The organism is Cryobacterium serini (assembly GCF_004404025.1).
Taxonomy (GTDB): Bacteria; Actinomycetota; Actinomycetes; order Actinomycetales; family Microbacteriaceae; genus Cryobacterium; species Cryobacterium serini.
The window spans coordinates 60,715-87,260 of record NZ_SOHN01000016.1; the positions used below are offsets into that span (position 1 = coordinate 60,715).

Sequence of the window (26,546 nt, forward strand, 5' to 3'; positions counted from 1 at the left end):
GTGCCCTCTCGTTCGACTTCTAGTCTGGTCCCGAAAAGTGCCGGGCACCGCCGCGATGGCGGTGACGTGGTTGATGGTGACGTGATTAGTGCCGGGTCGTAGCTTCGATTGTGCTCCGTGTCGCGCCGAGGGTGCGTGAGAACGTCGGCGGGATGTAGAAGTCCGCTGGAGACAACTCGTGGATCGAATCATGACCCAGGCCGAGTACGGCCGAGTCGAGTCCGCCACGCAGAATGTCGAGTACATTCTCGACTCCGGCCTGACCGTTTGCGGCGAGGCCCCACAGGTAGGCGCGGCCGATCATGACCGCGCGCGCGCCGAGTGCGAGGGCCTTGGCGACATCGCTGCCTCGACGGATGCCGCCGTCGAGCACGATTTCCACGTCACCGTTCACCGCCTCGGCCACCGAGGCCAGCATGCGGATCGTCGCCGGAGTCCCGTCGAGGTTGTTGCCGCCGTGATTGGACACGGAGATGGCCGTTACGCCAGCATCGACGGCCCGGCGGGCATCGTCGATGCGGGTGACGCCCTTGAGCATGAATGGCCCGCCCCAGGTTTCGCGCATCCAGGCCACGTCTTCCCAGGAGGGTGGCGGCGTCTGCATCCACTCGTAGTAGGCGCCGAAGAATGTCGGTGCGGTGCCGCCGGGGGGAGTGAGATTGGGAGCGGTGAGGTCGGGGATGCGTCCGGACTTCGCGAAGCGCAGGAGCCATTGTGGGTGGGGGAGCACGTTGGGCGCGAAGTTGATCATCGTCTTCAGGCTCATCTTCTCCGGAATCTGCGGGCTGCCCCAGTCGCGGCCGTTGGAGAAAGACCAATCGAGGGTGGCGATGAGTCCCTTGGCGCCGGCGGCGCGCGCCCGGTCCATCCGCTGCACCATCGATTCCCGCGAACCCGACCAGTACATTTGGAAGAACGTGTTCGGGTTGGCAGCAATGACGTCTTCAACGGATTTGCTGGCGAACGAACTCAGCCCCATGATGGTGCCGCGATTAGCGGATGCCCGGGCAACGGCCACTTCACCGTCGGGGTGCACAGCCTGCACGCCTGTGGGGGAGATGATGACCGGCAAAGAAATAGGTATGCCCATCACCGTCGTCGTCAGGTCCCGCACCGCCTGATGCCCGGCGACATGCGGGGAGAAGCCTAGTTCGCCAAACGCTGCCATGTTGTCGTCAATGGTCAGCCCGCGCTCGGAACCCGCAACGAGTGCCCCGTATACGGACGAGGGAAGCGCTTTTTTGGCTCGTCGCTGTGCTTCGGCTACGGTCTCAAACCATGCATTTTTCGCCATTGGAATTCCAGCTTTCTTGTCGTCGTTCAGGTTCTAAAAAGTTGGCCGAGGGCCGGAGCAACGTCGCGGTGGGTACGCACGAAATGAGCGGTACCGTGCCCGGCCGTCGCGAGCTGACGGCCCAGCGCGATGTCTTTCTCACCGCTCACGTCGATGAGCACGTCGAGTCGCCCCAGCCGGGCCGCGTGCTCCCGCGGGTCCGGGCCTGCGTTGTGCACACAGTCGGACAACAAGATCACGCGCGCTCCCCGTGTTGGTACCTGCGCCAGCTGACGCGTGGCGAGTTCGAGGGGGAAGGCGATGTTCGTGAGCCCGCGGGCGGGTATCTGCAGGATGGAGTCGAGCAGGTCCATCGGCTTCACCTCCCGGCCGAGGCCGAGCAGGATGGCCGCGTCCGACCAGAAGGCGATGACGGCGAGGGCGTCGTTCTGGAGTTCGCCGGCGAGGGCCCCGACCGTCGCTGCAGCGGTCTGCACCCGCTCGCCCTTCATTGAGCCGGAGACATCAACGAGGAGCACGACCGACCGGCGGGTGCGAATGCGTTCCCGGACGATGATGTCCTCGTCTTCTGGAATCGGGTGTTCGGCGAGCATCTCGATCGTGCGATCGAGATCGATCTCGTCTGACCCGCCCCGGTAGGGCAGGCTCGCGAGTTTGCCAAACCCGCGGTGGGCCATGGAGTCTGTTTTGGGTCGGGGGATTGCCAACCGCGCGGCGATCTGTCGTGCACGGCTGCGCACAAGGGGATCGATGGCGACCGCGTCGGAGCTGTCGAGCACGAGCTGACCCGTTTCGTCGGTGATGCCCGCTGCAGTATGACCCGGTGGCGACTTGCGTGCGGCGTTACGACTAGAAGCCTGCGCCCGCAATACCAGGCCGGAACTGCCCGCGCCAGGCTCAAAAATCACCGGATCCTCCGTGAGATCCTTCGGCTTGCGACGTAATGCGGCTCTTGCACGCTTCTGGTGGCCTGGTTTGGACATGGGCGAATCCGTTTCGACTTCCCTTCAGCCGGGCTCGGCAATGGCCGGTTCCAGAACAAAATGGTCTTCCCAGATCTGTCGCAACACGCGCTCGGGTGAGCTCTCCGCGGCCTCGTCGAGGTGGATGCGACCGGACAGGGAGACGGTCATGGCATCGTAAACGAGTTCGGGGTACGCATCATCCAGTGGCGACGTGAGGTGTCGAAGCAGTGCGAGTTGCAGCGCGACAAGGACACAGTCAATCGCGCCACGCACGCTGCTTCCCTGGCGTACATCCGGGTGACGCCTCGTTGCCCGGGTGACGGATACCGCATCGATAACGAGGCGGTCGGCAAGATCACCGTTGGCCTGGGTGCGAAGCGTGACGATTCCGCGTTCGGCCGGCTCGTCCTGATAGCCGATCGCGAGTCGGTTCAAACGATCGTGCACGCTCGTCGACAACCGCGTCGTGCCGACGTTGTCATAGGGGTTCATCGACGCAACCACTCGGAAGGTCGGTGCCGCGACGATGGTGCCGACCCGAGGTACCGCGATGGCGCGGTCTGCCATCGCGGTGAGCAGGGTATTGAGGGTATCTTCCGGTGCCCGGTTGAACTCCTCTATATAGAGAAACCCGCCGCGTTGCATCGCTTCGATGAGGGGCCCCGCCACGAAGTTGTCGGCGCTATAGTCCTCCCGCAGCACCCGCGCGGGATTGTGGTGCCCAACGAGTTTGGCCGGGGTGAGGTCGGCATTGCCCTCGACGAAAAGCAACGGGATACCCCATTCTTCGGTGATGGCTTTCAGTATGGTGGTTTTGCTAGTCCCCGGCGGCCCCTCAAGTAAGATGTCGCGGCTGGCTGCGACGGCTGCGAGCGTCAGCTCGAGTTCGCGCTCGCGGCCGACGAGGTGCGCTGCCACTCGTCTCTGAGTGTCGACGATGGTGCTGGGTGCCAAGTGTTCTCCTTCGTTCGGCACGGGGTGGTTACTTGATGGCCGCTCCACCGTCGACCGGTATCTGACCTCCGGTAACGTAGTACGACTGGTCAGAGGCGAGCCAGGCGACCGCGTTTGATACGTGAATTGGCTCGATCCAAGCCTTGCCCATGGGGCTCATCCCTGCGAATGCGGGTTCGGCATCCTCGGCCTGAGGATCGTCGAGGTCTGGGCGGAACAGCTTGTAAGTGTTGCTGTTCTTCACCATCTTCGTGTCGATCGAGTTCGGGTGGATCGTGTTGACCCGAATTCCATGAGGACCGAGTTCGTTGGCGAGCACCTTCATCAGGCCGACGACGCCGTGCTTGGTAGCCGTATACGCGGCGACGTTCGCGAGTCCCTTGAATCCGGCCAGCGAGGAGATAATGATGACCGAGCCACCGGCGCCCGATGCGATCAGATGGTCGGCAGCCGCTTTGTAGCTGTGCCAGACCCCGGTCAGGTTAATGTCCATGAGGTCTTTCCAGGACTGCTCGTCGATCTTCTGCGTGTCCGAACCGAAGGTGAAGATTCCGGCGTTGGCGACGATGATGTCGAGCCGCCCCAGTTGTGCGACGCCCTCATCGACGGCCTTGGTCAGCGCGTCGATATCGCGCACATCCGCCTGTTTCGCCACGATGCGTCGGTCGAGAGCTTCGACTTGCCGTACGGTTTCCGCCAGGTCCTCAGCCGTTGCTGGTTCATAGAATGAGGTAACGCTATCGACACCTTCGCAGAGGTCGATCGCGATGATATCGGCGCCGTCTCGTGCCAAGCGAATGGCGTGGCTTCTGCCCTGTCCTCTCGCCGCGCCGGTAATGAAGGCGACTTTGCCGTCGAGGTTTCCCATTGCTGTCTCTTTTCTTCCGTATGTGGCGGGGCGGTGCGCTTCGCGCTGCCCCGCGTCGATTGGTTACTTGACGAGGTTGCCGGCGTCGACGGGGAGGGTGACGCCGGTGATGAATCTTGCTTCGTCGGAGGCCAGGAACAGTACCGCGTTGCTGATGTCGACCGGTTCCACCCACGGGACCGGCAGGGCGTTGAGACTCTTGAAGGCCTCGACTGCCGAATCCTGGGTAGGGTTCGGATTGGACGGATCGAACAACCCCCACACGTCTTCGTTCTGGATCATGATCGTGTTGACCGTTGTTGGATGCACCGAGTTCACTCGAATTGAGTATTGGGCGAACTCGTTGGCAAGCGTTTGCATGATGCCGACGACCCCGTGCTTAGCTGCTGTGTAGTGGACGGTGTTAGGAAGTCCTTTGATCCCGGCAGTCGAACTGGTAAGAATGATCGACCCGCCTCGTCCACCTTCGATGAGATGCGGCAGTGCCGCCTTGCAGGTGTTCCAGACGCCGGTCAGATTAATGTCGATAGTCTCCTGCCATGCGGCGTCCTCAAGCTCGAGCGCCGGGGACATCTGAAAGATCCCTGCGTTGGCTGACACAATATCGAGCCGTCCGAGCTGAGCGACCCCATCGGCCAGGACCGCCTTCAGCGCTGCTGAGTCACGTACATCGGCCTGTGTGGCGATGATGCGGCGATCCAACGCTTCCACCTGACGCACGGTTTCGGCAAGATCCTCCTCGGTGGCCATCGGGTACGCATGCACCGACCCGACCGCACCGACTATGTCGACCGCAATTATATCCGCGCCCTCCTGAGCCAGTCGTAGCGCATGACTGCGCCCCTGACTTCTAGCGGCACCGGTGATGAACGCTACTTTTCCTTCTACACGCCCCATTGCGTGCTCCTTTCGATCCATGGATACGCGGATCACGGGTGGTGATCCGTGGCTCTGAGTCGCAAGCTTGCCCAGGTGCGGCGAATTTTGCGAAGGCTGCGTCTTGCGGGCACCGGGCACGAGGCCGCCAATGCTCGGTAACAAGTCGGGCGACCCCGTGACCGGCGTTCCGCGAGGCGGGGGTGGGGTGGTGTTTTCTTAGGCGCCGACGGTGACGGCCTCGCGCAGGGCGGCGGGTGACTCCGTGGCCACGGGCGACAGGAGGATGACGCCCCGAATGTTCTTGCCATCCCGCATATCCTGGTATGCGTCGTTGATCTGGTCGAGTGTGTACCGGTTGGTGACGAGTTCGTCGAGCTTGAGCTTGCCCTGCTTATACAAACCGAGCAGCGTCGGGATGGCGTAGCGCGGAGACCACGAGCCGTAGAGCGCACCCTGGATGCGCTTCTGGTTCATGACCAGGCTGAACAGGTCCGTCGGGATGCCGACCTCGCCCAGCGGTGACATTGACGTGACGACGACGATTCCACCCTTTCGGATGGCATCCGTCGCTGTGCCGATGATGTCGCCGTGCAACACGCCCGGAGTGCAGATCGCGGCGTCTGCGCCCTGCCCGTTTGTGATGCTGCGCACAAAGTCGATAGCGGCTTGCGCCTCGGCGAAGACCTCCGTCGCTCCAAACTCGGGTGCTTTCTCCCGTTTGAACGGTGCCGGGTCGACCACAACAATGTGTGAAGCGCCGGCTGCGGCCGCGCCCTGGACGGCATTCATACCGATGCCGCCCACGCCGAAAATAATCACCACATCGCCGTTGTGAATATCAGCCGAGTTCACCGCCGAGCCATACCCGGTTGGCACCCCGCAGGCGACGAGTGCAGCAACATCGAGGGGGATGTCGGGATCGATCTTGACGATGGATGCCTCGTCGAAGACCTGCCACTCGGCGAACGTTCCCAAGGCGGCCATCGTGGCGAGATCTTCACCGTTGGAGTGCATGCGGTAGCCGCCAGAGGGCTGGTTGCCGATCAGGGTATTCGCGCCGAAGTCGCAGAGATTCTGCAGGCCCATCGCGCACCACCGGCACTTTCCGCAGGATGGGATAAATGACGTGACGATGTGATCGCCCACTGCGTAGTCCGTAACCTGGCTGCCGATAGCGCGGATGATGCCAGCGCCTTCGTGCCCGCCGACAATAGGAAGGTTGATCGGCATGTCTCCGCTCGTGGCATGCTCGTCGCTGTGGCACAACCCGGTGGCGACCATTTCGACCAGCACCTCCGTGGGACCCGGATCGTCCAGATCAACCTCTTCGATCTGCCACTGTCCCGGTTGTTCACGAAGTATGGCTGCATGGGTTTTCATCATGTTCTCCTTTTTGTGATGCGTTCGATCCACGTCGTCGTGGACCGTTTCAACTACAGCTGCACGCGCCTTCGCTGCCGCCTGCGCAGCCGGATAGCGAACTCGCGAGCAGATTCATCCCGGCCAGGGGGCCCTTCTGCAAGGCCCCTTCCGGTGGCTGTTCGGGCGTGAACCCGACGAGGGGGCTGACTTCGCAGTGGCTGGCGTTCACCGGAGCCATTCCGGCGCGACGGCTGAGCGTGAGCTGTATCGGTCCCATTCCTTCGCGACCGGCTCGGGTAGTGCGGTGGGAGTGATCGACGATTGACGATTTTGGAAGCTCCACCGCTTTGCCCTTGCGGTTCTTCAGCAACTCTTCGCCGTAGCCCTGGACGCATTCCGGGTCGGGGCCGTCGAGCGGAAGTCCGGTGAAGAATTTGGCGGCCATGCAGCCGCCCTTGCAGGTGTCGAAGAACGTGCACGAGGTGCACGCTCCACCCGATTGCGGTTCGCGCAGTTTAAGGAAGAGTTCCGAGTGCTTCCAGACCTCCTGGAACCCGCCCTCTGAGCGCACATTGCCGGCGAGGAATTCTTCGTGGATGGCGAAGGGGCAGGCGTAGACGTCGCCGATGGGGTCGATGAGGCAGACGACACGGCCGGCACCGCAGAGATTGAGGCCGGGCAGAGCGTCTCCAAAGGCGGAGAGGTGGAAGAATGAATCTCCGGTGAGCACACCATCTCCGTGTGCGACGAGCCAGTCGTAGAGTTCGCGCTGCTGTGTTTGGGTCGGGTGCAGTTCGTCCCAGACGTCCGCTCCGCGACCGGACGGGCGCAGGCGGGTGAGCCGCAATTGGGCGTCAAACTTGTCGGCGATCGCCTTGAAGTCGTCGAGCTGGCTGATGTTCTGGCTCGTGCAAACGACCGATATCTTGAATCCCTTGAAGCCGGCGTCATACATGTTCTGCATGGCTTTCATAGCCGTGGCATACGAGCCGGGCCCGCGCACATGATCGTTGACTTCGGCCGTTGCACCGTCGAGCGAAATCTGCACGTCGACATAGTCGCTTCTGACGAGGCGCTGGGCGATCTCCGGGGAGATTTTGACGCCGTTGGTTGAGAATTTGACTCCGACGTGGTGTTCGGAGGCGTAGTCGACGAGTTCCCAGAAATCGGGACGCACGGTTGGTTCGCCGCCGCCGATGTTGACGTAGAAGACCTGCATCCGTTCGAACTCGTCGATGACGGTCTTCGCCTCTGCCGTCGTCAGCTCGCGAGGATCGCGGCGCCCGGAACTCGAGAGGCAGTGCACACAGGAGAGATTGCAGGCGTACGTTAATTCCCAGGTGAGACAGATGGGGGCATCGAGGCCGTATTCGAAGAGATCGACAAGACGCTCGGTTTTGCGGGGAGTGTCTTTCGCGGCGAGAACGAAGGGGGATGTACGGGGTGCATCGAGAAGAGTCACGAGGCCCTTTCAACGACCATGGAGGATTTCGCGAGAGTGCTGAGTGCGCGCTGGTAACGGGGAAGATCGCTCTCACCGATGCCCGCGGCCGTGCAGGCCGCGCGGGCAGACGGGGCTTCTGCGAGAGTTCTCACGACGACGAGAAGCGTCTTGTCCTTCAAGAAGGAGAGCTTGCGGGTGCCGAAATGGTAGAGCAACGCGCCGAATGGCTCCGGACGAACGGATACCTGGGGATGGAGATCCCATCCCCGGTCAAGATCCAGGCCTGGCATGTGATTTAGTAGACGCCGCACATGCCGTCGATCGAGATCTCCTCGACCAGAGTGTCGGATTCGAAACCGGACCCGACAGATTGTTCAGGGCTGGCGGGTGCGGACTTGATAGGGCTGGTCTTTTTTGCGGAAACCATGTGGTACTCCTTGTGCTAGAAATCGACATCAGTGGCGAAAGCGTCGTGCATGCATCAGACTAGTGGCACTCAGTGCCGAAAGAGAAGGGGCATCCGCAAATGAGCAACATTAACCGCCCTGCCCCGTCGCGGATAGGCCGGCAGCCGCTGACGACCCGCGCTGCGCTGAGCCACGTCGCACTTCAACTTTTTCTTGAGCGGGGATTCGAACGGACGACCGTCGACGACATTGCCAGCGCCGCTGGAATTGGGCGTCGGACCCTGTTTCGATATTTTCCTTCCAAGAACGATCTGCCCTGGGGGGACTTCGATGCTGAGCTCATTCGCATGCGAGCGTTTCTGGCCGCTACCGACTTGACCGTGTCCGTCGTCGATGCCCTCGCACTGGCGGTCATCGAATTCAACCGATTTCCATCCGAGGAAGTTCCCTATCATCGCGAGCGGATGACCCTGCTGCTGAGCGTCCCGGCGTTGGTGGCGCACTCCACGCTCCGCTACGCCGAGTGGCGCCGAGTCGTGTCGGATTTCGCGGCTGGCCGCTTGGGAGTCGCCGTCGACGCGATCGAACCGACGGTGATCGGTTGGGTATTCCTCGGTGCAACGCTTGCGGCTTACGAGCAGTGGCTCAGAACTGACGACTCAGACCTCATCGAGCTGCTGGAGTCGGCCCTTGTGTTGCTTCGGGAGGGGTTTGCACCGGGTCACTCGCCAACCGTTCAACCCGGCGGACCGGCGTGAATCTCACGGAGCCAGTGTCGGAACTGAACTATGACGTGATCGTGGTCGGCGCCGGCGCGGCCGGAGCCCCGCTCGCAGCGCGACTGAGTGAAGATCCCGGGAGGCGGGTTCTGCTCCTCGAGGCGGGGCCGGTGCCGCGGTCCGCCGCTGGGTTCCCACCCGAGCTGCTTGATGCTGGAACCGTACAGGGAGCGATGCCGGGGCATCCGCAGAATTGGTCGTTCACCGGTAATCTCACACCAGACCTTGTCTACTCGATCGCGCGCGGCCGGATCCTCGGTGGATCCTCGACGATCAACGGCTCGTACTTCATTCGTGCAAGAAAAGCCGACTTCGATTCCTGGTCAATCGGGTCACCCGAATGGGCCTGGGAAAAGGTCTTGCCGTTTTATCGCCGGATCGAAACCGACCTGCAGTATGGCGAGACCGCCGTTCACGGCGGCGCAGGGCCGATGGCCGTTGGCCGGCCGCCGCAGGACCATCCGGTGACCGTCGCCTTTCGCGCGGCGGCTGCGGAGCTGGGCTTCGCCGAAGAACCCGACAAGAATGAACAGGCGATGCCGGGACACGGACCGGTCCCGATGAACAGCCTCGATGGAGTGCGTCAAAACACGGGGATCGCGTACTTGAATCCGGTGCGAAACCGCAGAAACCTTACCGTATGGGGAGATAGCTATGTTCGCCGCGTGCTGTTCGAGGGAACGAAAGCCATCGGTGCCGAGGTCGCGCGGGGCGGCGGGATCATTCAGGTGCGAGGCCGGGAGATTGTGCTCTCGGCGGGTGCGATCAAGTCACCTCACCTGCTGCTGGTTTCCGGGGTCGGCCCGCGGGAGCAGCTGGAACGATTCGGCATTCCAGTCGTGCGCGACCTGCCCGGGGTGGGGGCAGATTTCAGCGATCACCCGGATATTGCCGTGCTCTGGCAGCCGCGCCGACAGATCGTTGACTACCGCACGTCCCAGTCGATGGCGGCGTGCCTGAACTTCACGGCGACCGGTTCCACTGCGCCCGGGGATCTGGAGATCCTCCCGATGCTCAAACCCATGGGGTATCTATTGACCGGCAGCGCGAGCGGCATCATGGTCGGGGTCCGGGCCGCAGCGAGGCATCCGCTTCGATCACTTCGGGCTCTGCGCGGGGTATCGATGCGCCGCTTCGCGAACCAGATCGCCCACCGGGGGGACCTCGCGCTGCTCGTCGCCGTGCAGTCGGAAACCTCGCGCGGACGTATCAGGCTTCAGTCGGACGACCCCGCCGTGCAACCGCGCATCGACTACAACTATCTTTCGACCGAGAGCGATCTCGAACGCATGCGCGAAGTCGTGCGGGTGGCGGTACGTTTGCTGCGAACGGATGCCTACAAACACCTGTTTAGGCGATTGACCGAACTGACCGACACCGTGCTCGAGAGCGATGATCTGCTCGATGACTGGCTGCGCTCCCACCTCGGCACCGCCATTCACCTGTGCGGCAGTGCACGGTTCGGGCCAGCAGATGATCCTGGGGCCGTCGTCGATCAGTACGGACGCGTGCACGGTGTCGAGGGGTTGCGCGTCGCCGACACCTCGATTCTGCCGACCACTCCCATACGCGGACCGGCCGCGACCGCCGTTCTCGTCGGGGAGCGCGTGGCCGACTTTATTCGTCGCGGAATGTAAGGCCGACCTAAATAAGATTTGACGATTTCCATACGCGCATCGAAGTGCGTCTGGACGGGGGTCGCGCATCGATCTCACCGGCTACTTCTACGGGGCTTCGTGTTTGGCTCATTCGACGGGACCCGGCTCGAGATCTGCATAAATTGGTTTCGCGCCGGAAGACAATCGCTGTCGTGAACGTGAACGTGAACGTGAACGTGAACGTGTTCGAGAACGGGTTCGGCTTCGCCGTGCTGCGCACGGCTACGGCCTACGAGGGAAGCCTGCGCCGCCATTCGTTGGCAGGCTCCCTCGCTTGCATCGTTATCTGCGGAATACTTTTTGCAGCCAGTCGTTGAGCGGCCGCAGCACTGAAGGCGCATAAGCGTGCTCAAGTGTGATCGCGTGCGCAACGGTGGGCAAAGTAACCTGGTCAACGCTTGCGGCGCCGGTGAAAAGGGACGCTTGATCAGGACCGCCCGGCGCAGGGAATAGCGCGTCGCTTCCTCCGGCGATAATCAGGACAGGAACCTCGATCGAGGGAACATTCACCAGGTCAACCGCCACAGCCGGGGCGAACGATGCGGTGTCGCCACAGGGATCAATGGTCAGTAACTGCAGTGCTGCACTCTGCACGGTTGGCTCAGCGCTATTGAACAGGGCCGCCGCAGCTCCTTCGGGTGCTCCGAAGGGAGCGTATCCGGCTGGGCCGGCACCGCCGACGCGCAGACCGCCGCTCGCGCACACGGTCGCAGCGTACGCCGCATTGTCTCTAAGGAGCTGCGATTGCACACGATCGGCATAGCTGATGACAATTAATCCGTCGATGTCGCCGAACGAGTACGCCGCGACCTGCGCGATCTGACCACCATAGGAGTGACCGGCGAGGACAATTCGCGAAAACTCCGGAGCCTGCCCCGATGGGTTTACCTGATAGGAGCCTGCGCGCAGTTTGAGCACGATCTGGTGGGCAATATCCGCGCGGGATCCGACGCAAATGCTGTTTCCCTCAGGTTTGTCGCTGCTGCCATATCCGAGACGGTCGATGACAACCGACACCTGACCGGCCTTCGCCTGATTGGTGGCGAAGTCGTAATTTTGTGCCTGGTTGAAGTCCCAGAAGAACTCCCCGAAACTCAGGCCGTGCAAGTAGAGAGTCGCGCCGTTTACTGTTTCTCGTCGCAGCTCCTTCGTGGGGCCAACGATGTGGCCGCGGACGGTGTACGTTGCTCCGTCACTAGCGCAGGCCACCTTGGAACGATTGACATTTTCAACCTCGAAGGAGACCGGCAGACTGGTGACGGCATCAGCTTTCATGCTCGAGCCATTCTGGTTTGCAGCCGTAGCGGACGTCGGTGCCGTTGCCGCGTTGACTACGCTCGGCGTTCCAAGAAGCAGCGCCACCACTGCAACGGCCGCCAGTGCTGATCTGCTCGGACGAAGTCGTTTTTTTAGGGATGAATCGGATCCTGACACGTTGTTCTCCAAACGAAAGTGACATGGCCCAACGCATCAGACGTAGTGCGTGTGGTGGGGCCATCTAGTGAAAAGGCACGCCTCGACAGCGAGATCAGGTGCGGGGCGCGGGGCCGTTACTTGGGCAAATCGGCGAACTGGTCGTCAGCGTAACCCCAATGGGGGGTGCTTACAAGAGATGCCCGAGGAATCTCCGATGCCGGTTTCAATGCGGTTACTGCGCGACAGGGTTAGGGCTTGGCCGGTCGCCGGGCTTACTGTTCTAGCGTTGCGCTAGGCCTGTGCCCACACCCGGCAGGCCGCAGGTCTAGAGGTCGATTAGATTTTAAGGTGGGTGTTGTTCTAGCAATGTTTCCAACATGATCTTCGTGGTGGATGCGGCTCTGACGGTGTCGCTGGCCGCGCAGATCGCCGTGCAGGTGCGCTTCGGGGTCGTGAACGGTGAGTTGAAGCCTGGTTCCTGACTGCTTCCAGCACGTGATCTGGCTAGGTCTTTTCGCGGGAATATGCACATGGTCTTGCGTGCATACGCGCAGCTGCGGACGACGAGGCGATTGAGATGCGGCAGGGCGCGGCGCCTTCGTATGCCAAGACGCCGACCCCGGACTTATCTGCGTGTCTGCACTGGCGGCCGAATTGCTGTGCGAGGCGCGAAAGTGGGGGCTGACCCAGCGAGAAATATTGCGGTTGATCCAGAGCGGTGGAACAACATGAGTGACAAGAAGATGGGCGCGCCTTCGACGAGAACTTTGATGCAGGCTATTTTGCTAGGTGCGCCAGTACGGTTTGGGGCTGGGGGTGTTGGCCCGGTGGGTGTGGGCTGGCCGCCAGGTTTGGGTGGGGTCCCATAAGACGGGTCCGCGTATTTGGGGTCTGCCGTTGATCATGCGGATGTTCCAGCCGCTGGTGTCGATGGTGTGGTGGTGGAACCAGCAGAGGAGACAGCCGTTGCCGGTCAATTGCTAATGTGACCTCATGACCAAGAGCACGAACGCAGCGATCTACGCCCGCATCTCCCGTGACGTTACAGGCGAGGGTTTGGGTGTTGACCGGCAACTCGCGGACTGTCGAAAGCTGGCCGCGGACCGTGGCTGGATAGTCGCGGAGGAGTACGTAGATAACGACATTTCCGCCTACAAAGGCAAGCGGCGTCCGTCCTACGAGCGGATGCTCGAGGATATCAGTGCGGGGCAGCGTGACGCCGTGATCGTGTACAACACTGACCGGTTAACCCGACGGCCGATCGAACTCGAGGAGTTTGTGCAGATTTGCCAATCGGCCGGGGTCGAGGAGTTCGCAACGGTGACGGCGGATATCAATCTTGGCAATGACGATGGCATGTTCATGGCCCGGATTCTGGCGGCTGTCGCGGCGAAGGAGTCGGGCCGGAAGTCGGAACGACAAAAGCGTAAGGCCCGCGAAATTGCTGAGGCAGGCAAGCCTAACGGGGGCAATCTTCGCCCGTTCGGGTACGAGCGTGACCAGGTGACGATCGTGGAGTCCGAAGCTGTCGTGCTGCGCGTCCTTGCGGAGCGCTATCTGGCGGGCGAGTCTCTGATGTCGCTCGCGAATTGGTTGCAGGAGGAAGGCGTGTCGTCCGTGGCGGGGATGCCGTGGCGAACGACCACGCTCAGGCAGACGCTGACCAATCCTCGAATTGCGGGCTTGCGCGCTCACAACGGAGTGGTCGTCGCCGTCGCGATATGGCCAGCGATCATAACGAAGGCTACCCATGAGCAGTTGGTGGCAATGTTCGCCCGAAAGAAGGTCACGGGCCGACGCGCGCCCCGCCGCTACCTGCTGTCTGGGCTGCTGCGCTGTGGTAAATGTGGGAACAAGCTGTTCAGCTCCTCAAGAAAAGACACCCGCCGCTACGTGTGCATGTCCGGACCGGACCACCGCGGATGCGGCAGGTTGACCATCGTCGCAGCGCCGGTCGAGGAATGGCTCGCGGAGGCCGTGCTCATGCGTTTGGACAGCCCCGCAATGGCCGATGCTTTGGTCGGGCGCGCTATTGCCGATGAACGTCATGCAGCCCTCGCCGCCGAGCTGCAATCCGATCAGGCGCAGATGAAGGAACTGGCCGAACTCTGGGCGGACAAGGGAATCTCGATGGCAGAGTGGAAGGCCGCACGCGAGCCGATCGAGGCACGCATTTTCAACCTCGACCGGCAGATCGGCCAATTGACCGGGACTTCCACGCTGGCCGGAATCATCGGTAACGGCGAGGCGGTGCGCGCGAGCTGGGATTCGTTGAACCTCTCCCGGCAGGCCGCGATCATCGCCGCGGTCCTCGATTACGCCACCATCACACCCAAGACCAGCGCAGGACGCGTCTCGGTGGACCCGAACCGGATCATTGCAACGTGGCGGCTGTGAGCACCCGGGCGCTGCGGTCGCCGCTCCGCGGCGCTCCCGCAGCATCCCGCCCGCTCATCAGCGCGCCAACTTGAGCAATAACTCCCGCGTCGGTGACCAGCAGCGGCACTCCCTGAGCCAGGCAGGACGCCTCCAGCCAGGCCCTGACGCCTTCCCGATCGGCGTTCATCGGCCCCACTGCGCCCAGATGCAGGGCGGTCCTTGCCAGTCCTCGACCGAGGACGATGCCCACTCCACCGATGGCGCGGAATGCAGCACCGTGGATGCCTGCTGAAGCACGTCCTCCGGCGAGATTCCCGACAGAGCAACCGGCCGAGGCCGGAAGTTCTGGGCCACGTCATACCGATGCAGACCCAGCACCCGAACGGTGGGGTCCGCGAAGGACTTCGCAACATACTTCGATAGGTAGCCCGCGGCGATGCGCGCTTCCGACAGGTTCGTGGATCCGACCGGGAGGTCGCCGAGCAGCTTGATGTGCACGAAGCCGCGGCCCCACGCCGCCTCGATCAATGACCGCTTGATGAACCGGCCGACCGCGAAGTGCGCATGCAGGCCGTGGCCGGACTTGTGCCACTCCGGCACCCACGCATACGGGAATGCCTTCCCGCCGAGGGAGGAGCGCAGCGTCCGGAAGAACTCGCCCAGGTGTAACCGCAGCATTTCTGGGTCGTGGCATCCCTCACCGCGGAAGGTGAGCGTGCCGAGCCGGTTCAGCCGGTTCGCGGAGCAGTACCGCCGCAGCGTGGCCCGCGCACGACGTCCCGCTTCCGCCGCTGACCGCTCCGGGTCCTTCGCGAACCCGCGTGAGACATAACTGGGCAGCCGCCGCACCGACGAATGGAAAGACCCGCCACCCTCGCCCGCATCCGGGTACAGAGTGAAGGTCCAGCCCGCGTCTGGGCGCCCCAACGGAGCGAGTGCCCGTTGAAGTTGTAGTCCCATAACCTGGGACTCTAGTACAGATTTAGGAACTAGTCCCGCAATCTGGGACTACTCGGAGTGTTCAACTTTAGCGGCAGCAGTCTCGGCAGTGGTCTCGGCAGTGGTGTCGGGAGCAAATCCGCCGCGGATGAAGCCCTCGACGTTGAGGTCGATACCGGGAAACCGGTATACGTCCGGATGCTCACCAAACACCTTCCGAAAGAGCGCAACCCGGCGATAGATCGCCGACCGGCTCATCCCTAGCTGGGATTGGAGGCCTTCGAAGCCGCCGAGCAGGTGCCAGGAGATCCAGAACCCCAGCAGGTCAAATGTCGCGCCGCGCGCCAAGGGCATCAGCACCGGGGCGAGGTGCTTCACTATCGGGTCCGTGACCGGGCGCACCGCCTTGACGTAGGAATCCCAGGCCTTCTCTAACCGCCCCTTGGCAATGCCGAGTCCGTCCGGCGACGGCATCCGCTGTGATCGAAAGTCAGTCATGAACACTCCTAGTCCCAGAAGCCGAGACTACAGGATGCGGCACGACGAACGCCAACGAATCAAAAAGCACGACGGGTGCTGCCGCGGTTTTGGCCGTCCTACGGACGACCAAAACCTTGCCCTCGGCCGCCCTGCCGGGCTCCCGAGTTATGTTGCTTATTCAAGTAAAGCGGCACGCTGCGCGCGCAATAAGATTCGTCTCATGGCTGAATATCTTCCATCCAATGTCCTGAATGACCGCGATCGACCGCGCGTACTGCTTGTTGCAACGCCTGCGGCCGAAGAAAGCACTTTCGCCTGGCTGTCGGAACGTTGCGGAACATACAGACGGGTCAACGCGCTGTTAGAGGTCGACCCGTCCGAATGGGATGTCTTGGTCACCGATCAGGCTTACGCCACCATTCGAACAACGGATTGGGGCCTGGATGCGAGTTTCTGGGATCGAGTACCCGACCACCTTTTCATCTTCCGGACATTCAGGCCAGGGAACGGGCGGGCCGGAAGCCGGTTCTTCGAATTCAACATTGAGGACGGCATGGCGGACAGGAATCGGGCATTGCGTCGGGTGGATTCAGTCCCCGGCCACCAGCTCAGACGCATCCAGGCGCTTCCGGAAGCAATCCAAGATCTCGTGAAGTCGACCCTCGTGCCAAGCGCCGAGGCTCGCTCACAGCAGTTCGGTATACAAGTGGACGGAGAGCATCTCGCTCCGGCTGTACTCAACTTCAGACCATTTCTCGCTGGCCCAGGCGATATATATCTCGCTGGGAGCTACGAGCGTCCCGGTGGTGCTGCCGTCTGGTTACTGCCCGACGACGCGAAGTCCCTTGAAAATTGGTTCGACGTCGCCCTCGTTGAGTGGCACCTGAAGGACCGTCGCAAGTTTCCCAGCGTCCAAACTTGGCAGAGCAACCCCGACTGGGACACTCGTGAAGAACGGCTGGCGCGAGAGGAGTTGGGAAAGCTCGATGCGGCGCACGCCGAGGCGTTGAGCAGGTATGAAACTCAACGGAGTGTGGCAGCAACGACGCTAGAGGCCGAGCACGCGATTGCGAGTAGCGGGCCGAAGCATCTGCTGAACGGTCAGGACGACGATCTTCAGGACGCGGCGCGCATTGCGCTTGAGCAACTCGGCTTCAAGGTCGAAGACATGGATCTCGTCTGGGATCCAAGAGAGCGCCGGGAAGACTTTCGCATACGCGACACAGACGCACCGGGGTGGGTCGCGATCGCGGACGTCACAGGAGTCTCAAAAGGCGCCCCCGGGTCCAAGCTCGCGACGATCTTGGGATACATCATGAAGTATCTGGTCGCCGATAAACCGGAGCGTGAGCCAAGCATGTGGGTGATCGTCAATCAGCTGTTTCACCGCGACCCGCTCACTCGGGGCGACCTCTATCGCGCGGATGACATCCAGACACTCGTGACGCACGACGGAATTGCCCTCGATACAAGCGCGCTCTACGTTCTTTCTCAGTCGATCGAGCCTGGGAGCACGCGAGCCTCAGAATGTCGGGCATGGCTGCGTTCGGCGCGAGGACAAATTACGGTAGCCGACGCGTACAAGTGGATGACGTCCCACCCATAGGCGCTGGACTCTAGAGGATGGATTTGCAACTTGTGCCGTTGTCGATGTTGGTCGGTCCGCCCTGGTGGTGGGGGATCACGTGGTGGATTTCGGTCCAGCGGGCGGGGGTGGTGCAGCCGGGGATGATGCAGCCTTCGTCGCGGGCACTGATCGCGGCTCGTTGTTTGGCGGTGAAGCAGCGCACCTTCTCGCCGAGGTAGAGCACGGCGCCGTGGTCGCCGAAGATGACGGTTTGGGATCCGCCGGCGCAGATGGTTTCTGTGACTCGGCGCATCGAGATGGGCGCTTCGATGCCGTCGATCCAGCCGACGCCGCGGCCTTGGTCGAGGTCGGTGGCGTTGACGTGGATCATGACGGTGGGGGCGGCGCCGCCCATGGTCGGGGTTTTCGGGTCGCGTGCGGCCGCTTGGAAAACGTCGCGGAGGATGTCGGCGCGTTTCTCCCCGGCGCTGCGGCGGTCGCCGTCGTAACGGGTGTCGCCGGTGAAGGGGTCGGCGCTGAAACGTTCACCGTCCACGCTCGAGTCGCCGACACGCAGGCCGTCCAGTTCGGTGCCCGTGACAGTGCCAACGCCTGTGCTGTCGTCGGGTTCGGTGGGTTCAAACCGGGGAGTACGAGACCGGGCCGACAAATAGGTGTCGAAGAGGGTGTCCATGATGCCGCGTAGTTCGGGGGTGACGTCAGCCCGCAGCGGGTAGAGCCCGTTGCGGAGCAGCCCAAACGTCAGAGAGCTTCTCGCTTCGACGAGGTCGTCGGTGGGGGCGGTACCGTCCGGGTCGAGCCGGCCCTGCCATTCCAGGGCTTGTGCCCGCAGCAGGTCGGGCGCGAAGCGGATACCGGCCCCGGGCAGCCCGGCCGTTTCCGGGGTGATCGCTCCGGTCGCCGACGCGACCAGGGCGCGTTCCACGTGGTCGAGGTCGTCCTGCATGACTTTTCCGTGCAGCGCGGTGAGGGTGGTGGCGATGATTTCGGCCGACTCCACCCCGAGCTCACCGCTCTCCAGCCCGTCGGCAATAACCGGGTACCGGGCCGGTACCGGCAGGCCGAGCGGGGTGCGTTCGACCGTGGTCTCGCCCAGCTTCAGGCGCCGTTTGGCTTCGCGGCCGGAGATACCGGCGAGTTGGGTGATGAACTCGACCCGGTTGCGGCATCCGTTCTTGTAGGCGAGCGAGCCGTTGCCGAGGTCGGTTTCGGCGCGCACACCAATGTCGGTGGTGGCGCGTAGCCTGGCACCATCAACCTTGCGGCCCAGCTCCTCCAACGCCGCCAGGACCGCGACAGCTTCAGCATCGTTCAGGTGACCAAACCGTGTTCCGTCTAAAACAGACCCCAGCAAAGCGCCAGCCTGAGCAATGACCAAAACCCGGGAACCCTCGGGTTCCGGCACAGAGCCGGTGGCGGCGGGCGGGGCGGTGAGGGTCATGGCGTCGGTGCCTCCTTCACCCATAATTATAGCCTAAAACGCTCACAAACACGAGACTATCTCAGCAAAATGGTGACGTGTGTTCAGAAATATCTTCTTGCCGCCATAGGGTGCTGACCAGCCGATTGCCGTGACGTGGTCCGACTTCACGAAGGATGCCTAACGGTCCGGCAAGTGATTTACTTGCCAGTATGGAATCTGAAAGCCCCCGAGCGGATACAGCCTCCTCGGCACGCGCCGCGCTCGTCGCGATAGCAACGGACCGGCAGCGGCTTGGACGACGGCTGCAAGCGCAGACCTGGTGGACAGCCCCCGCACAAGCAATCGCCATTGCGGCGGTAATCGCCTCGCCGGCCGCGGGGATTGCATTCGGAATGATGATGGTGTCGGCGATCGCCACTTTGGCGCTGGTCGGCATCGATCATCTCGTTCGCAGGCGGATGCGGCTCGTGACGCTACCCGGACCGACCGGGCCGATGAGCCTGACGATCCTCATCATCGTCTGCGTTGCAATCATCGGAGCGTTTGCCCTATCGATCTACTTCGAGATTAACAACCTGCACGCGGAGATCGTGGTAACCGCGGTCGCTGGATTCGTCGCGGCCCTCATCGGATCGGTCCTCTATGATCTGGCCAATGCGCGGGAACTGCTCCGTGTCGGTTAAGCCACGCTTTGATGACGCGATCCATGCACCAACCCGTCTGAGGGTATGCGCGCTGCTGCGGGTGACTGGTGTTGCGGAATTCAACACGATTGCGACCACCCTGGAGCTAAGCGAAGCGGCGCTGTCCAAGACCATCCGCAACCTGGCCGAGCTCGGCTACGTGCTGACCGTGAAGCAATCATCGCCCGCACGAGCGGATGCCCGCCGCACGACAAGCGTCGCCCTCACCCTGCGCGGTCGGGCGGCAATAGACGGCCACTTGGCCGCGCTCCGTGAGCTGTCGCATCCGTGAGCTGTCGCAGTGAAGTCCCCGTAACCTTGCTCCCGGATCGGTCGACCAACGGTTGCGCCGGTGCTCGACCAGGGCAAGACAGTGCATTCGAGCCAGTGCATTCGAGCCAGTGCCTTCGAGCCAGTTGGAGCCAATAACAGCGGTTGCGCGCTGAATGCGTGCGCGCATATAGGCTTGTCCGTGACACGGGGTGCCGCACATAGTGTGCGTGCTGAGATCAATACCCGTTGAACCTGTCTAGTTAGTACTAGCGAAGGAATGTCACGGATGACTGATCGACCCTCCCAGCTCGCGCTTCGGCAAACGCCTCGAATTCTCAGTATCGCCGGAACCGATCCGACCGGCGGCGCCGGAATTCAGGCCGACCTGAAGAGTATTGCGGCCAACGGCGGCTACGGCATGGCCGTGGTGAGTGCCCTGGTCGCGCAGAATACGCGCGGGGTGCGCTCGGTGCACACGCCGCCATCCGCCTTTCTGCGTCAACAATTGAACGCCGTGAGCGACGATGTGACCATCGATGCCGTCAAGATCGGCATGCTCGCGCAACTCGACGTGATCGCCGAGGTGCGTTCCTGGCTTTCCGCGTGTCGACCGCCCCTGGTGGTGCTCGACCCGGTGATGGTGGCAACGAGTGGGGACCGGCTGCTCGAACCGTCAGCAGAGCAGGCGCTGCGCGACCTGATTCCTCAGGTCGATCTCGTCACGCCCAACGTTTTCGAGTTGGCCGTTCTCTTGGACGAACACCCGGCGGCCACCTGGGCAAAGGTCCTCGAACAGGGCAAAAGATTGTCTGCTTGCACCGGTGTCACCGTGCTGGTCAAGGGCGGCCATCTCAACGAAACCAGCTGCCCGGATGCCCTGGTCAACACCCAGGGGCTGCTGCCGCACAGCGTGGTCGAGATCGCGTTGCCACGTATCCGCACCAGGAACACGCACGGAACCGGATGCTCGCTCTCCTCGGCCATGGCCACGGTGCAGGCGAGAACCGGTGACTGGGCGCAGTCCCTGATCGAGGTCAAAGAGTGGCTCCAAGACGCCCTGGCCCACGCCGATGACCTCGAGGTCGGCCAGGGAAACGGCCCGATCCACCACTTCCATCGGCTGTTCGCTCGCGCGACAGCGGCATCCGTTCTGACCGCGGGCGTGTCATGAACGCGGTGCGGTCGGCGGGATTAGGGGAGCGGCGGGAGGCTGGCGAGAAGCCGCTCGGCGACGTCCGTCGGGTCGTTGGCGTCGGTGATCGCGCGCACCACCACTACCCGGGTAGCGCCGGCATCGACCACCTGGTCGATGGTGCCCAGGTCGATGCCGCCAATGGCAAACCAGGGGCGCAGGCTGCCAGCGGATGCGCACCGTGCGGCCGCATAGCGCAGCAGGTCGGTTCCGACCGCTGCACGACCGGGCTTCGTTGGCGTCGCCCAGACCGGACCAACGCAGAAGTAGTCGAGGTTGTCTGCGGTGACGGCGGCGTCCACTTGCTCAGTGGTGTGGGTGGACAGGCCGATCCGCGCCGCCGCGCCGAGCAGTCCGCGGACGGCGGGCAGCGGCAGATCGGTCTGGCCGACATGGAAAACCGGCGCGCCGGCGAGGACGGCGATATCCGCCCGGTCGTTGACCGCCCAGAGCCGGCCATGACGGTCGGCGACCGTGCGGAGAACCTCGAGGTAGTGAAGCTCCTCGGCCGCGTCGATATTCTTGTCGCGCAGCTGGATGATGTCGACCCCGCCGGCGAAGGCGGCATCCACAAAGTCGGCGAAATCTCCGCGATCCCTTCTGGCATCGGTGCAGAGATACAGCCGGGCGGTGATGGGGTCCATGCGACCAACCCTAGGGGGCGCTGCCGTGGCATCGGTGCACACCATGAGTGAGCGGCCAGCGCAGCGAACGGTTGATGTTGCCGTTATTGGCGGCGGCGTGATCGGGCTCGGCATTGCCTGGGCGCTGGCGCATTCCGGTCGTACCGTGGTCGTCATCGATCCCGACCCGGCCGGCGGCGCCACCTTCGCTGCAGCCGGAATGCTCGCAGCGGTGAGCGAGCTGCACTACCGGGAAGAGGCATTGCTTGATCTCATGCTCGCGTCCTCGAAGTTGTATCCCGACTTCATCGACTCGCTCGGAACCGATAGCGACGCTACCGGATACCAGCGAACCACGACCCTGAACGTGGGCGCGGACGCAGCTGACCGGCACGCGCTCGCCGACCTGCGTGCTGTGCAGGTGGCCAATGGGCTGGGGGTCGAGCCCCTCACTGTGCGCGAAGCGCGGGTGCTTGAACCGATGCTGAGCCCTCAGGTTTCCGCCGCCTTTTTGGTGGAACAAGATCACCAGGTCGACCCGCGACGACTCACCGCGCGCATCCAGTCCGCGCTCGCTGCCCTCGCGCCAAACGGTCAGGACGCCCTGGTTCGGGTGCATGCCAGCGGGTTGATGCACGCAGATGCAGCGGATACCTCCTCGCGCGTCACCGGTGTCACCCTGGCGGATGGTCGCACGATTCACGCCACCGAAGTGGTCGTGGCCAATGGGCTAGGGGCAGCCGATTTGGGCGGGCTACCCGAGCACCTGCAGCTGCCGCTTCGCCCGGTGTACGGGGACATACTTCGGTTGCGGGTGCCCGAGCATCTTCGGCCGCTACTCACCTCGACGGTGCGCGGGTTGGTGCATGGGGTGCCGGTCTATCTGGTTCCGCGCACCGACGGAACGCTCGTGATCGGCGCCACCCAGCGCGACGACGGCTCGGGCGCCGTGTCGGCCGGTGGCGTGTATCAGCTGCTGCGCGATGCACAGGTTCTGGTGCCGGCGGTCAGCGAACTGGAGCTGATCGAAACGACCGCTCGGGCTCGTCCGGGAACGCCGGACAATGCACCGTTCCTCGGCCGCGTCGGGTGTTCAAGCGGCGACATTGCCGGCCTCATCATTGCCACCGGATTCTTTCGTCACGGTGTATTGCTCACCCCGGTCGCAGCCCAGTACTGTCTGCAGCTCATCGAGGGAATCGCAGACGATCGGTGGCAAAACTTTCGGCCCGATCGATTCTCGGCGAGCCGGGAGCCCGCATCCGCTTCACTGAAAGGAGGCCTATCGTGACCGTAATCATCGCCGTCAATGGCCAGAAACGAACCGTATCCGGCGGCACCGTGACCGACCTCGTAGCCGAGATCACCGGGCGACGCATCGAAACAGGCGGACAGGCAGTCGACGGGAGCCGCCTCGGCGTAGCCGTGGCGCGAAACGCCGCGGTCGTTCCCCGCAGCCTGTGGTGGACTACCGAGCTGACCGCGGGCGATGAGATTGAGATTGTGACCGCGGTGCAGGGAGGATGACGGTGCCCGTGACCACTGACAGCCTGGTGATTGACGGGGTGGAGCTGACCTCCCGCCTGATCATGGGCACCGGGGGAGCACCGAGTCTCGATGGCCTCGGTGAAGCACTGCGAGCCTCGGGAACCGAACTCACCACGGTCGCGATTCGGCGGCACAGCGCAGCGGCCACAGGTTCACTCTTCGAGCTTCTGGTCGAGAATTCTATTCGCGTGCTGCCGAATACCGCCGGCTGTTTCACCGCACGCGACGCGGTCCTGACCGCCGAGTTGGCCCGGGAAGCCCTCGAAACGCACTGGATCAAGCTCGAAGTCATCGCCGACGAGCAAACCCTGCTGCCCGATGCGGTCGAACTGGTGGAGGCCACCGAACAGCTCGTTGCGCGAGGCTTCAAGGTGTTCGCGTACACCAATGACGACCCGGTGCTCGCGCTCCGGCTCGAACACCTGGGCGCTGTGGCCGTGATGCCGCTCGGGGCGCCGATCGGCACCGGGCTCGGCATTCTCAACCCGCACAATATCGAGCTGATCGTGGCCCGCGCCGGCATTCCCGTAGTGCTCGACGCCGGAATCGGTACCGCCTCTGACGCTGCACTGGCGATGGAACTGGGCTGCGATGCAGTGCTGCTGGCCACCGCCGTGACACGCGCGCAGAACCCGGTTCTCATGGCCGATGCCTTCAAACACGCCGTGCTGGCAGGCCGGAAGGCCGCCCAGGCCGGCCGCATTCCGCGCCGGCAGCACGCGCTGGCGTCATCGATGATGGCCGGGCGGCCCGACCTGTGACGCGGATGCTCGCGCCGCTCGTCGAACCCGGCGAAGAGCTCACCGCAGCCGAGCGCGAGCGGTATTCGCGCCACATTCTTATTCCTGAAATCGGAATGCTCAGCCAGCGGCGGCTGAAGAATGCGCGCGTTCTCGTAATCGGTGCGGGCGGACTCGGCTCGCCGGTGCTGCTCTACCTCGCGGCAGCCGGGGTCGGCACGCTCGGCATCATCGATCACGACACTGTGGACCTCAGCAACCTGCAGCGCCAGATCATCCACGGCACCTCAGGCCTTGGCCGCTCGAAACTGGAATCGGCGGCGGCTGCGGTCGCTGAGCTCAATCCACTGGTCACGGTGCACCAGCACGACGTCTGGCTGACCGCGGAGAACGCTCTGGAGTTGTTCGCCCAGTATGACCTGATCGTCGACGGCGCCGACACCTTCGCCACACGCTACCTGGTCAGCGACGCTGCCGCTATGCTCGGCAAGCCCTGCGTCTGGGGATCCATCCTGCGCTTCGACGGGCAGGTGAGCGTGTTCTGGAACCGGCACGGCCCGACCTACCGCGACCTATATCCGGAAGCACCGCCGGCCGGATCGGTGCCCAGTTGCAGCGAGGGCGGAGTGTTTGGAATGCTGTGCGGAACGATCGGCTCGACGATGGTCGCCGAAGCCGTGAAGTTGATCACCGGGGTCGGGCGCACGTTGCTCGGCCGGGTCGTGCTGTTCAATGCGCTCGAGGCAACCTGGCGCGAAATCAGCATTGCGCGCGACCCCGCGACCGAAGCGATCACCGCGCTGATCGACTACGACCTGTTCTGCGGAAGATCGACCAAGGATGCGATTTCGGTGCAGCAACTCGCCGCCCTACTGGATCGACGCGCTCGAGGTGAGATCGACTTCGACCTCATCGACGTTCGGGAACCAGACGAGTACGAGATCGTGCACATTGCCGGGGCGCTGCTCGTGCCGCAGGGCATCATCCTTTCTGGACAAGCCCAGCTCGCCCGCGACCGCGACATCGTGGTGCACTGCAAGGCGGGCCCGCGCTCGACTGTCGTGCTCGACGAGCTGCAGCGCCAGGGTTACGCGCACGTGCGACAGGTTGAGGGCGGCATTCTGGCCTGGGTGAAAGAGATTGAGCCCACACTGTCGACGTACTAAATAGTGCGGAGGCGACACGAAAGCAGATGCCGCACGCGCCATCTGCTCACGGCCCCCGTAAGGGGGGTATTATCACTGCAATCGGGATCTTTCCGCGCATGAAATGAAAGGTCGAACTATGAACCCGTTACTCATCATTGTGGCCGTCGTTGCGGTGGTGTTGCTCCTTACCGGAGGCCTGGTGGAGTCGCTTCAATTTCTGCTCTGGGTCGGTATCGTACTGGCGATCATCGCAGTGATCATGTTCCTGATGCGGTCGATGTCAGGACGCAAGAGCGCCTAACGCGACATAGTGCCAGCGCAGCCGGTAGAAGAAGAATGAACTCCTTCTACCGGCTTTTCTGCGCCTAAACAAGCTCTTGCCGAGTTGATACAGATCACAACGGATGCAGCACTGACAACGACGTCGATGCTTTTCTTAGACCGCACTTATTGTAGTGTCGAGGCACTTGATCGAGTTGGAGATCAATCGTTGCGTCGTGCCCCCCGGCCGACTATGCGGCAGGTCGCCGCGCTCGCCGGTGTCACCCCTACATCGTGCCGACCGAGCTCATCGCTCGCGGCTTTGGAGAAATTGGACCCCATGCCTGAATTCAACACCCCCTCCCGTGTCGTCGTCGTCGGTGACGCCCTGATCGATGTGTTGCGTGACTCCGAGGCGAGTCGGGAATTTGCCGGGGGCGCAGCCCTGAACGTGGCGGTGGGACTGGCCGTACTGGGGGTGCCGACGACCCTGATCGCGATGGTCGGTGACGACGCCGACGGCGTGTTCCTTCGGTCCTTCCTCGACCAGTACGGTGTACAGCTGATTGCAACACCGGGCCCGCTCGGGTCTTCCCGGGCCGTGTCGGATCGCACCGATGGTGAACCCCGCTACTTCTTCAACGACGCCGCCAAAGCGCGCCGAATCGAGTTCGGCGCGGCCGAGCGGGACGCGCTGGGCGCCGCGACCGTCATCGTCGTGAGCTGTTTTCCCTTTGACGACACCGCGCAGACCGAGGCGTTCGCCGCCTGTGTCACCGACCCGGAGCGCCGTCTCGTGATCGACCCGAACCCGCGGGCCGGCATGCTGCACGACGGACCGCGGTTCGCGCGCAACTTTGAGGCGCTCGCCGCTCGCAGCCTGCTCGTAAAGGTTGGCGACGAGGACGCCGACCTTCTCTACGGCAGCACGCTCGACGAGCTGCAGGAACGCCTCGTCGAGGTGGGCGCGCACACGGTGCTGGCGACCGCCGGGCGGCTCGGTGCCTCAGTCTCGTTTGGGAACAATGAACTGGTCAGTGTCCCAATCGCCGAGCTTGATGGACCGGTCATTGACACGATGGGCGCGGGGGACGCGACGCTGGCGGCATCCGTTCGCACCATCGTGAACGATGGGGTGCCGCAGGATTCCACGGCCTGGAAGGCGCTGCTGGCCGACGCCATGCTCACCGCCGCGGCGACCTGTCGGCACGAGGGAGCACTGCTCCGGCGCCCCTAGACAGCG

General features: G+C 63.1%; 27 protein-coding genes, 1 pseudogene and 1 riboswitch. Of the genes and pseudogenes, 13 read left to right on the top strand and 15 right to left on the bottom strand.

Annotated elements, in window-relative coordinates:
• Window positions 1–85 precede the first annotated feature (85 nt).
• The 9 genes from mftD to mftA all read right to left on the bottom strand — a co-directional run bounded on the left by mftD (window position 86) and on the right by mftA (window position 8,193).
• Window positions 86–1,294, bottom strand: a complete 1,209-nt coding sequence (mftD, locus tag E3T51_RS12285) for a pre-mycofactocin synthase MftD (protein ID WP_134530088.1) — start codon at window positions 1,292–1,294, stop codon at window positions 86–88.
• Between the two features lie 26 nt (window positions 1,295–1,320).
• Window positions 1,321–2,202: a vWA domain-containing protein gene (locus tag E3T51_RS12290; RefSeq protein WP_198417867.1), complete on the bottom strand. Its 882-nt coding sequence runs from the start codon at window positions 2,200–2,202 to the stop codon at window positions 1,321–1,323.
• 99 nt (window positions 2,203–2,301) lie between these two features.
• Window positions 2,302–3,213, bottom strand: a complete 912-nt coding sequence (locus E3T51_RS12295) for an AAA family ATPase (protein ID WP_104192612.1) — start codon at window positions 3,211–3,213, stop codon at window positions 2,302–2,304.
• Window positions 3,214–3,241: 28 nt separating this feature from the next.
• Entirely contained in the window at window positions 3,242–4,081 is an 840-nt protein-coding gene (locus tag E3T51_RS12300) for a mycofactocin-coupled SDR family oxidoreductase (protein WP_104192428.1), read from the bottom strand.
• A gap of 63 nt (window positions 4,082–4,144) precedes the next feature.
• The gene (locus tag E3T51_RS12305) at window positions 4,145–4,978 is read right to left on the bottom strand and encodes a mycofactocin-coupled SDR family oxidoreductase (protein ID WP_104192429.1); all 834 of its coding nucleotides are present in this window, start codon (window positions 4,976–4,978) and stop codon (window positions 4,145–4,147) included.
• Between the two features lie 198 nt (window positions 4,979–5,176).
• Window positions 5,177–6,343 carry an NDMA-dependent alcohol dehydrogenase gene (locus tag E3T51_RS12310; RefSeq protein ID WP_241989310.1) on the bottom strand — a complete coding sequence of 389 codons (1,167 nt, stop codon included), beginning with the start codon at window positions 6,341–6,343 and terminating at the stop codon, window positions 5,177–5,179.
• Window positions 6,344–6,389: 46 nt separating this feature from the next.
• On the bottom strand, window positions 6,390–7,784 hold the full coding sequence (mftC, locus tag E3T51_RS12315) for a mycofactocin radical SAM maturase (RefSeq protein ID WP_134530091.1): 1,395 nt from the start codon (window positions 7,782–7,784) through the stop codon (window positions 6,390–6,392).
• Window positions 7,781–8,056 (bottom strand): mycofactocin biosynthesis chaperone MftB, encoded by a 276-nt coding sequence (gene mftB, locus E3T51_RS12320; RefSeq protein ID WP_134530092.1) that lies wholly within the window; start codon window positions 8,054–8,056, stop codon window positions 7,781–7,783. Before mftB ends, mftC begins: the two co-directional genes overlap by 4 nt.
• 5 nt (window positions 8,057–8,061) lie before the next feature.
• Window positions 8,062–8,193: a mycofactocin precursor MftA gene (gene mftA / locus E3T51_RS12325; protein ID WP_134530093.1), complete on the bottom strand. Its 132-nt coding sequence runs from the start codon at window positions 8,191–8,193 to the stop codon at window positions 8,062–8,064.
• A 99-nt stretch (window positions 8,194–8,292) separates the two neighbouring features.
• Here mftA and mftR point away from each other — a divergent pair, with 99 nt between their 5' ends.
• Together mftR and E3T51_RS12335 are read left to right on the top strand one after the other, a co-directional pair.
• On the top strand, window positions 8,293–8,931 hold the full coding sequence (gene mftR, locus E3T51_RS12330) for a mycofactocin system transcriptional regulator (RefSeq protein ID WP_134530094.1): 639 nt from the start codon (window positions 8,293–8,295) through the stop codon (window positions 8,929–8,931).
• Window positions 8,932–8,945: 14 nt separating this feature from the next.
• Window positions 8,946–10,589, top strand: coding sequence for a GMC family oxidoreductase N-terminal domain-containing protein (locus E3T51_RS12335; protein WP_198417868.1), 1,644 nt, complete (start codon window positions 8,946–8,948; stop codon window positions 10,587–10,589).
• Window positions 10,590–10,892: 303 nt separating this feature from the next.
• Here the strand turns inward: E3T51_RS12335 and E3T51_RS12340 are convergent, their stop codons facing one another.
• Window positions 10,893–12,044 (bottom strand): alpha/beta fold hydrolase, encoded by a 1,152-nt coding sequence (locus tag E3T51_RS12340; protein ID WP_134530095.1) that lies wholly within the window; start codon window positions 12,042–12,044, stop codon window positions 10,893–10,895.
• A gap of 975 nt (window positions 12,045–13,019) precedes the next feature.
• Here E3T51_RS12340 and E3T51_RS12345 point away from each other — a divergent pair.
• Window positions 13,020–14,423, top strand: a complete 1,404-nt coding sequence (locus E3T51_RS12345) for a recombinase family protein (protein ID WP_134530096.1) — start codon at window positions 13,020–13,022, stop codon at window positions 14,421–14,423.
• Here E3T51_RS12345 and E3T51_RS12350 read toward each other — a convergent pair.
• The 3 genes from E3T51_RS12350 to E3T51_RS12360 are packed head-to-tail and all read right to left on the bottom strand — an operon-like array spanning window position 14,401 to window position 15,842.
• Window positions 14,401–14,592: a hypothetical protein gene (locus tag E3T51_RS12350; protein ID WP_134361660.1), complete on the bottom strand. Its 192-nt coding sequence runs from the start codon at window positions 14,590–14,592 to the stop codon at window positions 14,401–14,403. The genes E3T51_RS12345 and E3T51_RS12350 overlap by 23 nt on opposite strands.
• On the bottom strand, window positions 14,589–15,365 hold the full coding sequence (locus E3T51_RS12355) for a rolling circle replication-associated protein (protein ID WP_134530097.1): 777 nt from the start codon (window positions 15,363–15,365) through the stop codon (window positions 14,589–14,591). The genes E3T51_RS12350 and E3T51_RS12355 overlap by 4 nt, the downstream gene beginning before the upstream one ends.
• A 48-nt stretch (window positions 15,366–15,413) precedes the next feature.
• A complete protein-coding gene (locus E3T51_RS12360) occupies window positions 15,414–15,842 on the bottom strand; it encodes a hypothetical protein (RefSeq protein WP_134530098.1) in 429 nt (142 codons plus the stop codon).
• A 34-nt stretch (window positions 15,843–15,876) separates the two neighbouring features.
• Here E3T51_RS12360 and E3T51_RS12365 point away from each other — a divergent pair, with 34 nt between their 5' ends.
• Window positions 15,877–17,430: a hypothetical protein gene (locus E3T51_RS12365; protein ID WP_134530099.1), complete on the top strand. Its 1,554-nt coding sequence runs from the start codon at window positions 15,877–15,879 to the stop codon at window positions 17,428–17,430.
• A 10-nt stretch (window positions 17,431–17,440) separates the two neighbouring features.
• Here the strand turns inward: E3T51_RS12365 and E3T51_RS12370 are convergent, their stop codons facing one another.
• Window positions 17,441–18,877 (bottom strand): HNH endonuclease signature motif containing protein, encoded by a 1,437-nt coding sequence (locus E3T51_RS12370; RefSeq protein WP_134530100.1) that lies wholly within the window; start codon window positions 18,875–18,877, stop codon window positions 17,441–17,443.
• Between the two features lie 167 nt (window positions 18,878–19,044).
• On the opposite strand from E3T51_RS12370, the gene E3T51_RS12375 reads away from it, so the two are divergent.
• From E3T51_RS12375 to thiD, 3 genes and pseudogenes are all read left to right on the top strand, one after another.
• Window positions 19,045–19,518: a hypothetical protein gene (locus E3T51_RS12375; protein WP_134530101.1), complete on the top strand. Its 474-nt coding sequence runs from the start codon at window positions 19,045–19,047 to the stop codon at window positions 19,516–19,518.
• Window positions 19,490–19,810, top strand: a complete 321-nt coding sequence (locus E3T51_RS12380; RefSeq protein WP_255453237.1) for a transcriptional regulator — start codon at window positions 19,490–19,492, stop codon at window positions 19,808–19,810. Before E3T51_RS12375 ends, E3T51_RS12380 begins: the two co-directional genes overlap by 29 nt.
• 176 nt (window positions 19,811–19,986) lie before the next feature.
• Window positions 19,987–20,086, top strand: a riboswitch (TPP riboswitch).
• Window positions 20,069–20,914 (top strand): annotated as a pseudogene (gene thiD / locus E3T51_RS12385) (bifunctional hydroxymethylpyrimidine kinase/phosphomethylpyrimidine kinase); the annotation flags it as partial. Its footprint overlaps the riboswitch before it by 18 nt.
• Window positions 20,915–20,982: 68 nt before the next feature.
• On the opposite strand, the gene thiE reads toward thiD, so the two are convergent.
• Window positions 20,983–21,627, bottom strand: coding sequence for a thiamine phosphate synthase (thiE, locus tag E3T51_RS12390; protein ID WP_241989312.1), 645 nt, complete (start codon window positions 21,625–21,627; stop codon window positions 20,983–20,985).
• Between the two features lie 43 nt (window positions 21,628–21,670).
• On the opposite strand from thiE, the gene thiO reads away from it, so the two are divergent.
• The 6 genes from thiO (at window position 21,671) to E3T51_RS12415 (ending at window position 26,540) form a co-directional block, all read left to right on the top strand.
• The gene (thiO, locus tag E3T51_RS12395; protein ID WP_134530105.1) at window positions 21,671–22,897 is read left to right on the top strand and encodes a glycine oxidase ThiO; all 1,227 of its coding nucleotides are present in this window, start codon (window positions 21,671–21,673) and stop codon (window positions 22,895–22,897) included.
• Complete coding sequence (thiS, locus tag E3T51_RS12400; RefSeq protein ID WP_420898436.1) at window positions 22,894–23,133, top strand: sulfur carrier protein ThiS; 240 nt, start codon at window positions 22,894–22,896, stop codon at window positions 23,131–23,133. The genes thiO and thiS overlap by 4 nt, the downstream gene beginning before the upstream one ends.
• On the top strand, window positions 23,130–23,915 hold the full coding sequence (locus E3T51_RS12405) for a thiazole synthase (protein ID WP_134530106.1): 786 nt from the start codon (window positions 23,130–23,132) through the stop codon (window positions 23,913–23,915). Before thiS ends, E3T51_RS12405 begins: the two co-directional genes overlap by 4 nt.
• Window positions 23,916–23,920: 5 nt before the next feature.
• Window positions 23,921–25,060: a molybdopterin-synthase adenylyltransferase MoeB gene (moeB, locus tag E3T51_RS12410; protein ID WP_134530435.1), complete on the top strand. Its 1,140-nt coding sequence runs from the start codon at window positions 23,921–23,923 to the stop codon at window positions 25,058–25,060.
• Window positions 25,061–25,178: 118 nt separating this feature from the next.
• The gene (locus E3T51_RS16800) at window positions 25,179–25,343 is read left to right on the top strand and encodes a hypothetical protein (RefSeq protein WP_166806461.1); all 165 of its coding nucleotides are present in this window, start codon (window positions 25,179–25,181) and stop codon (window positions 25,341–25,343) included.
• Window positions 25,344–25,643: 300 nt separating this feature from the next.
• The gene (locus E3T51_RS12415; protein ID WP_134530107.1) at window positions 25,644–26,540 is read left to right on the top strand and encodes a PfkB family carbohydrate kinase; all 897 of its coding nucleotides are present in this window, start codon (window positions 25,644–25,646) and stop codon (window positions 26,538–26,540) included.
• Window positions 26,541–26,546 lie beyond the last annotated feature (6 nt).

Bases quoted from the DNA above. Each gene is read 5' to 3' on its own strand.
- mftD (WP_134530088.1), bottom strand. From the start codon at position 1,294: ATGGCGAAAAATGCATGGTTTGAGACCGTAGCCGAAGCACAGCGACGA.
- E3T51_RS12300 (WP_104192428.1), bottom strand. From the start codon at position 4,081: ATGGGAAACCTCGACGGCAAAGTCGCCTTCATTACCGGCGCGGCGAGA.
- E3T51_RS12305 (WP_104192429.1), bottom strand. From the start codon at position 4,978: ATGGGGCGTGTAGAAGGAAAAGTAGCGTTCATCACCGGTGCCGCTAGA.
- E3T51_RS12310 (WP_241989310.1), bottom strand. From the start codon at position 6,343: ATGATGAAAACCCATGCAGCCATACTTCGTGAACAACCGGGACAGTGG.
- mftB (WP_134530092.1), bottom strand. From the start codon at position 8,056: ATGCCAGGCCTGGATCTTGACCGGGGATGGGATCTCCATCCCCAGGTA.
- mftA (WP_134530093.1), bottom strand. From the start codon at position 8,193: ATGGTTTCCGCAAAAAAGACCAGCCCTATCAAGTCCGCACCCGCCAGC.
- mftR (WP_134530094.1), top strand. From the start codon at position 8,293: ATGAGCAACATTAACCGCCCTGCCCCGTCGCGGATAGGCCGGCAGCCG.
- E3T51_RS12345 (WP_134530096.1), top strand. From the start codon at position 13,020: ATGACCAAGAGCACGAACGCAGCGATCTACGCCCGCATCTCCCGTGAC.
- E3T51_RS12350 (WP_134361660.1), bottom strand. From the start codon at position 14,592: ATGAACGCCGATCGGGAAGGCGTCAGGGCCTGGCTGGAGGCGTCCTGC.
- E3T51_RS12355 (WP_134530097.1), bottom strand. From the start codon at position 15,365: ATGGGACTACAACTTCAACGGGCACTCGCTCCGTTGGGGCGCCCAGAC.
- E3T51_RS12360 (WP_134530098.1), bottom strand. From the start codon at position 15,842: ATGACTGACTTTCGATCACAGCGGATGCCGTCGCCGGACGGACTCGGC.
- E3T51_RS12365 (WP_134530099.1), top strand. From the start codon at position 15,877: ATGCGGCACGACGAACGCCAACGAATCAAAAAGCACGACGGGTGCTGC.
- E3T51_RS12370 (WP_134530100.1), bottom strand. From the start codon at position 18,877: ATGGGTGAAGGAGGCACCGACGCCATGACCCTCACCGCCCCGCCCGCC.
- E3T51_RS12375 (WP_134530101.1), top strand. From the start codon at position 19,045: ATGGAATCTGAAAGCCCCCGAGCGGATACAGCCTCCTCGGCACGCGCC.
- E3T51_RS12380 (WP_255453237.1), top strand. From the start codon at position 19,490: ATGCGCGGGAACTGCTCCGTGTCGGTTAAGCCACGCTTTGATGACGCG.
- thiE (WP_241989312.1), bottom strand. From the start codon at position 21,627: ATGGACCCCATCACCGCCCGGCTGTATCTCTGCACCGATGCCAGAAGG.
- thiO (WP_134530105.1), top strand. From the start codon at position 21,671: ATGAGTGAGCGGCCAGCGCAGCGAACGGTTGATGTTGCCGTTATTGGC.
- E3T51_RS12405 (WP_134530106.1), top strand. From the start codon at position 23,130: ATGACGGTGCCCGTGACCACTGACAGCCTGGTGATTGACGGGGTGGAG.
- moeB (WP_134530435.1), top strand. From the start codon at position 23,921: ATGCTCGCGCCGCTCGTCGAACCCGGCGAAGAGCTCACCGCAGCCGAG.
- E3T51_RS16800 (WP_166806461.1), top strand. From the start codon at position 25,179: ATGAACCCGTTACTCATCATTGTGGCCGTCGTTGCGGTGGTGTTGCTC.
- E3T51_RS12415 (WP_134530107.1), top strand. From the start codon at position 25,644: ATGCCTGAATTCAACACCCCCTCCCGTGTCGTCGTCGTCGGTGACGCC.